This window comes from Marinobacter sp. B-21, from assembly GCF_056857895.1.
In genome coordinates this window covers 1-5,046 of record NZ_JBSXNZ010000006.1, presented here as the reverse complement: position 1 = coordinate 5,046, position 5,046 = coordinate 1, and the positions used below count along the sequence as shown (strand labels likewise).

Below are 5,046 nucleotides of genomic sequence, written 5' to 3'. Positions count from 1 at the left end.
ATTCTTGCCAGTTTGAGAGCGTCTGTTGCCATGATGCGTGCAGGTCAGAATTGACCATAGGATTCCTCCTCGATTTAAAGAAAGGAATCAATGTGACAAATCCTGGGTTTATGGAACAGGTGCCGATTTATGGGCGCTTACCTACTAGTGGGCGATACGCTGATAAAAGCGCTTGAGCGCCAGAACATAAAAGTATGGGTAGATCCTGAGAAGAGTAGTACTTTGATAGGGCTGGACGATACCTCTCTGCCAATATGCATCAGCGAGCATGTGGCCCGCACCAAGCATGAGGTAACTGCAGCGGAGCAAAAAGCCATTGAACGCTGGCAAAGATCTCCAAATCGCTGGCGAACTGGATACCATTACCCAAGCCCACCTGACTATGACTACCACCCAACTGGGAAGCTGACGATTTCAATCGGCGGCTATCCCTCCAGAAGTTGGAGTGATACTCCTAAGACCTCGTTAGAGCAAAGGCTACATCAAGTTGTTGCGGGTGCTTTGGACCTGATTGAAGAGGAACGTCTTCGAACTGAAGAACATGAACGCAGGCGTCTGGCCTGGCAAAAGGCAAGAGACCGGCATGACCGTCAAATGGAGCTCCGGAAACAGGAGCTGGAGCAACTTGAGAAGCTGAAGACTAGTGCTGCGCAGTGGCTGGAAGCGGAACGACTACGACAATATATCGATGCAGTAGAGCAATCAGCGGTTAGTAATGGCCAAACAAGCGAGGAACTTGCAGACTGGATTTCTTGGGCTCGGATAAAAGCAGATTGCATTGATCCATTGGTAGCTGTATCCGATGCGATCCTAGATAGCCCGGAACCAAGGTCGCCGGGCTATTATTACTGACTGGGCGGTTTTTTCATTGCCGTGAGACACTTATCCAAGTTTGGTGAGGAAAAGTCTGCTTTTCTTGCTCCGAGTGAATAGCTTGATTGTATGGAACTCTCTGTGGTTTGGTCGCTACAGTTTTGTATTGGCAGTGCGTGACTGATGCCTGTAGACATTCGCGAGAACTTATCGGAGATTCATTCATGAACGACCGAATCAATGCCCTGGAAGAACAGCGAGCGGCAGCCAGGGAGGCGGTCATTGAGGTGTTTGACGGCGATGCAAATCTAGCAGAATCCTGGCTACACCAACCGATTAAGGTCCTCGGGAACGAGAGGCCGATCGATTTTATGAATAGCCTCGAACGCATTCGAATGCTCAGAAGCGTCATCGGCAAAATGGAACATGGATTTCCATAGAAAAGGGTTTTCAATTTTAATCTATTACTGGAGCCTGATACTTAATGACCGCTTTCAGCATGTTTCACCTCAAGCACTTGGAGGAAGCCGGTTATTCTCAATCTTAATAGGAACAAGAGCGAGGGCGGTTTTCGATATCCCAAAAACTACCCGACCCGATTTGTTTTTTGGGTACGCCTGAGATTCGCTTTTAAGAGTCTGAAACGCTGGGTCAGGATTCAAAAGCCTGTTACTCGCTTGCTGGGCTATCAATATGCTCCATCCCGGGATCTGATAGAGATTGACTTAACATACCTGTGCAACCTGAGATGTAACAACTGCAACCGTTCGTCCGCGCAGGCCCCAGAAGCTCGCCATATAAGCCTCTCTCAAATCAGGCAGTTTGTTGATGACTCAATCGCCCAGAAGCGCCACTGGAGGCGCATTCGTATCTTGGGAGGGGAGCCGACATTACACCCTGAGTTCCTTCAAATTATGGAGACTCTGATCAGGCTCAAAGAGGTTGCACCGAAAACGATCATCGAAGTGGTCACCAATGGGTTTGGTGCGAAAGTCAATGCGATTCTGGACAGGATTCCTCAGGGTGTTCAGATAGAAAACTCGGCCAAAAGCCAGAACATTCAGCCAGAATTCGGCCCCTTCAATATGGCGCCTATCGATAGCTGGCAATACGCTTTTGCTGATTATCGGAATGGCTGCGATATTGCTCAGAGTTGTGGGATTGGACTTACCCCCCAAGGCTATTACCCATGTGCGGTGGCTGGTGGCATCGACAGAGTTCTTGGTTTTGAACGTGGTCGACAATCCATCCCCCACACGGGCGATGACATGCGTGATTTAATGGCTGAGGCATGTCGCCTATGTGGCCGTTTTCGAGACGGACACTATGTGCCCGAGAAGTTGCGGAAACCTCTGATGGAACAGAAGACATCCAAATCGTGGGCGAAGATCTATCATTCTTGGCGGGAAAGGCCCGGGACTTGAAGTCGATAGCGTAGGGTAAATCCAAGAATGTCCACCTGGCACTTAATTGGCAGCGGAGACGGAGAGGTTGTGTGCCGGGCTGGTGAGAAAATCGTTCGGTTTAACAAAAGACCTGATAGTGAGGAACGCTGGGATCTCAATGTCTGCAACGGCAAGCTTGCAGGTGAAAACCGACCATTTTCCGTAGATGGCGTTGAGCCTGTGCATGGATTTGCAACCTTGTTAAGGGACAATGCGGAAAAACTCAAAGGGCAGCTCGGTACTAGGCCATCTTCGGGATTGGCAACCCTTTTCACTCTCTATAATGCCGGACTTACCGTCAGACTCAGTTGTATGAATCTGTTGCCTTCCATTGTCAGGCCAATGAACCTCGGAGCACGAGTACCGCTTCCATGCACTTTTCACAATTGGCTGGGGGAGCGCAGGGTCGCATTACCAATAGTGAACGCATTGCGCTGGCCCGGCTTTTGGCTGTCCGAGGACCAAAGTTATGGAGCTGGTTCTATCAACCCCTACTCTTTACTGACAGCGCTATCGGATCTTGAGCGCTCGGAAGGGCAGAAGCTGATTGCAGAACTAGAGCACGTTGCTACGCAACAGTGGATAGAACATGCAACCCAAGAGGCAATTCGGCAACTGGAGCCGCTTTTTTTCCTCTCAAGATCCGAAACGACGACTCCTAACTGGTGGTTGTACGACCACGCTGCTTCGCATGGAATGTCTCAGATTCTTCATCAGCTCGCCCGAGCTCAGAAGGCTCTTTGGCTGAGGTCTTAGTCAGTATTTCAGGAATCAATTGCGCTTGGTGAGATAGCTCACGTTGGTTGTAAGGTGCGCGCTCATGCCAGTACGCATAACCTGTGTCCAAGAAAGTTGGCTGTTTGGCGAGTTCTGACATTGGCAGCATGGTTGCGTAGTCCGTTGCACTATCGAACCAGCCACCCTGCGGCCTTTTAAAATAGGACTCCGGAACCTTCTGAAAAAGAGACTTTTGGAATGCCCTCAAATGGACCCAGGTATTACCTCCACCCTTTAGTCTGGGTTGATGGTAGTCAGGCTGGTACTGTTTAAGAGGTTTTTCCGGACGATACATGGGCATCTGTATAAGATCGCACTCGCGCTTCTTCGCTTCCAACAGTTGGGCGACGACATCGTCCTGCATTAGAAAGTCATCCTGATCCAGAACAACAACCAGCGAGTCTGGTCGCGCACAGATTTCATTGATTGCGAGAAGAAAGTTTGGCATTCGGCCGTGATGCTCTGCTCGTCGTACTAAGGTGTAACGGCCCTCGAACTGGGCAAGCATCATTGGGTAGTGCCAGGTTTCCTGAAAACCACTTGAGTCATCAATTACGATTAGGCCAAACCCTTGCTGTGACTGGCGTGCAAGGGAATCCAGGCAACGTCGAAGCTTTTCGTTTGGAGTATGGCGACCCTTCAGAAGGAAGATGACTGATTCGTTGCGCTTTGGGTAAAGCCATTGTGATTGAGCGATAAGATCGAACTGCTCAAGCTGATGGTTTGGTACCACGCCCTGTGAAATAAGATCCCGGATTACGCCAGACCTAAGTGCTGCTTTATCACTATTCTGAGGGTGTATGTAAAACGAAGCTGGGTCGCCTCCTCGCACGCAAGTGGAGCTCCGGCTTGAACGCTGATACTTCTGGATTGCTCGGTGCCAGGTTAGCTTAAAGCGACCCTCTTCAATCGGATTTTCGATGGGTAAATGGCTCTCTACGCTGTGTAGATCTAATAAGCCGAAACGGACTTCGGGAGCAAATTGACCGGGCTCTCCAAAATAGTCCAGAAAACGATCGGTTTGCTTCGGTATGTTGAACCCCACTGCGAGAACACTATCCGGATTTAAGGCTTCTAACATGTCCGCCAGATAATCATGATGCCAGTCTTTGCGCCCCACCAGCACATCGCAATCGCACTGCAGTACATATCGAGTATCGAGCTCAGAAAACGCCCATATCTGGGGATAGAGTGGCGCGTTATTAATCGTGTGGGTTTGAACTATCTCGCCGTTATTGAACCACTTTTTATAGGTTCTCTGGATAGTTGATTCGTCTGTGGGTGGTACCAGCCATCCGTCGATAATTCCCGCCTCCCTCAATTGCCGTGTTTGTTCGATGAGCGATTGAAGATTCGGCTCCGCATATTGCCGAAGGAATGGGCCGGGGTAGTCGTCAATTAGGACCAGTACACGGGAGAAATGGGCCGGAAACGTCAGCTGGTAGACGATGTGGGATATCTGTTCATAGAAACCGTCGGCATCTTGAGCGCATGCTTTGATCAGAAGTGTGACGTGCCCGTATTTTTTAACTGGCCGGAATAGAGGCGTTTGCTCGATAGGCCGGACATGCAAATGCTCGATAATCTGTTGGTAGAATTCCTGAAAGCCAGGTACTTGTTGCAGTGACTCCTCCTGCGTTCTCCAAGACATTCTGCGAACCAGCTCCTCGTCCTCATTGCCAAGAATGCCGATCGAGTAGAGCCTACCCGCCATATCCAGGTATCCGCTGCTAGAAAGCCGGCAGATGTCTTTTCCTATATCGATGTAATGCAGATTGTCATCTTCATCCAGACGGAGGTTGTCCCGCTTGATATTTAAGGCACATATTCCTGATTCATAGAGCTCTACCAGAAATTTGAAGATGCTGTCTCTAGCCCGAACATTTCATAAACACCCCAAGCAGCAGCCACGAAATTTTCTCGGTTAGCCCATTACGCCCAGATATGAGAATTATTAGTAGTATGCGCGCCAATGTCGCTCTGATGTCATCCAGTCACCGGCCTTAAGTGT

At 49.6% G+C, this 5,046-nt stretch carries 4 protein-coding genes; 3 read left to right on the top strand and 1 reads right to left on the bottom strand.

Going from position 1 to position 5,046, the window contains the following annotated elements:
- Positions 1–129 precede the first annotated feature (129 nt).
- The 3 genes from AC13C0_RS00130 (at position 130) to AC13C0_RS00120 (ending at position 2,237) form a co-directional block, all read left to right on the top strand.
- Entirely contained in the window at positions 130–852 is a 723-nt protein-coding gene (locus AC13C0_RS00130) for a hypothetical protein (protein WP_482953701.1), read from the top strand.
- Between the two features lie 185 nt (positions 853–1,037).
- Positions 1,038–1,253 (top strand): antitoxin Xre/MbcA/ParS toxin-binding domain-containing protein, encoded by a 216-nt coding sequence (locus tag AC13C0_RS00125; protein WP_482953700.1) that lies wholly within the window; start codon positions 1,038–1,040, stop codon positions 1,251–1,253.
- Positions 1,254–1,490: 237 nt separating this feature from the next.
- The gene (locus AC13C0_RS00120; RefSeq protein ID WP_482953699.1) at positions 1,491–2,237 is read left to right on the top strand and encodes a radical SAM protein; all 747 of its coding nucleotides are present in this window, start codon (positions 1,491–1,493) and stop codon (positions 2,235–2,237) included.
- 679 nt (positions 2,238–2,916) lie between these two features.
- Here the strand turns inward: AC13C0_RS00120 and AC13C0_RS00115 are convergent.
- Positions 2,917–4,749, bottom strand: a complete 1,833-nt coding sequence (locus tag AC13C0_RS00115) for a glycosyltransferase (RefSeq protein WP_482953698.1) — start codon at positions 4,747–4,749, stop codon at positions 2,917–2,919.
- Positions 4,750–5,046: the final 297 nt, after the last annotated feature.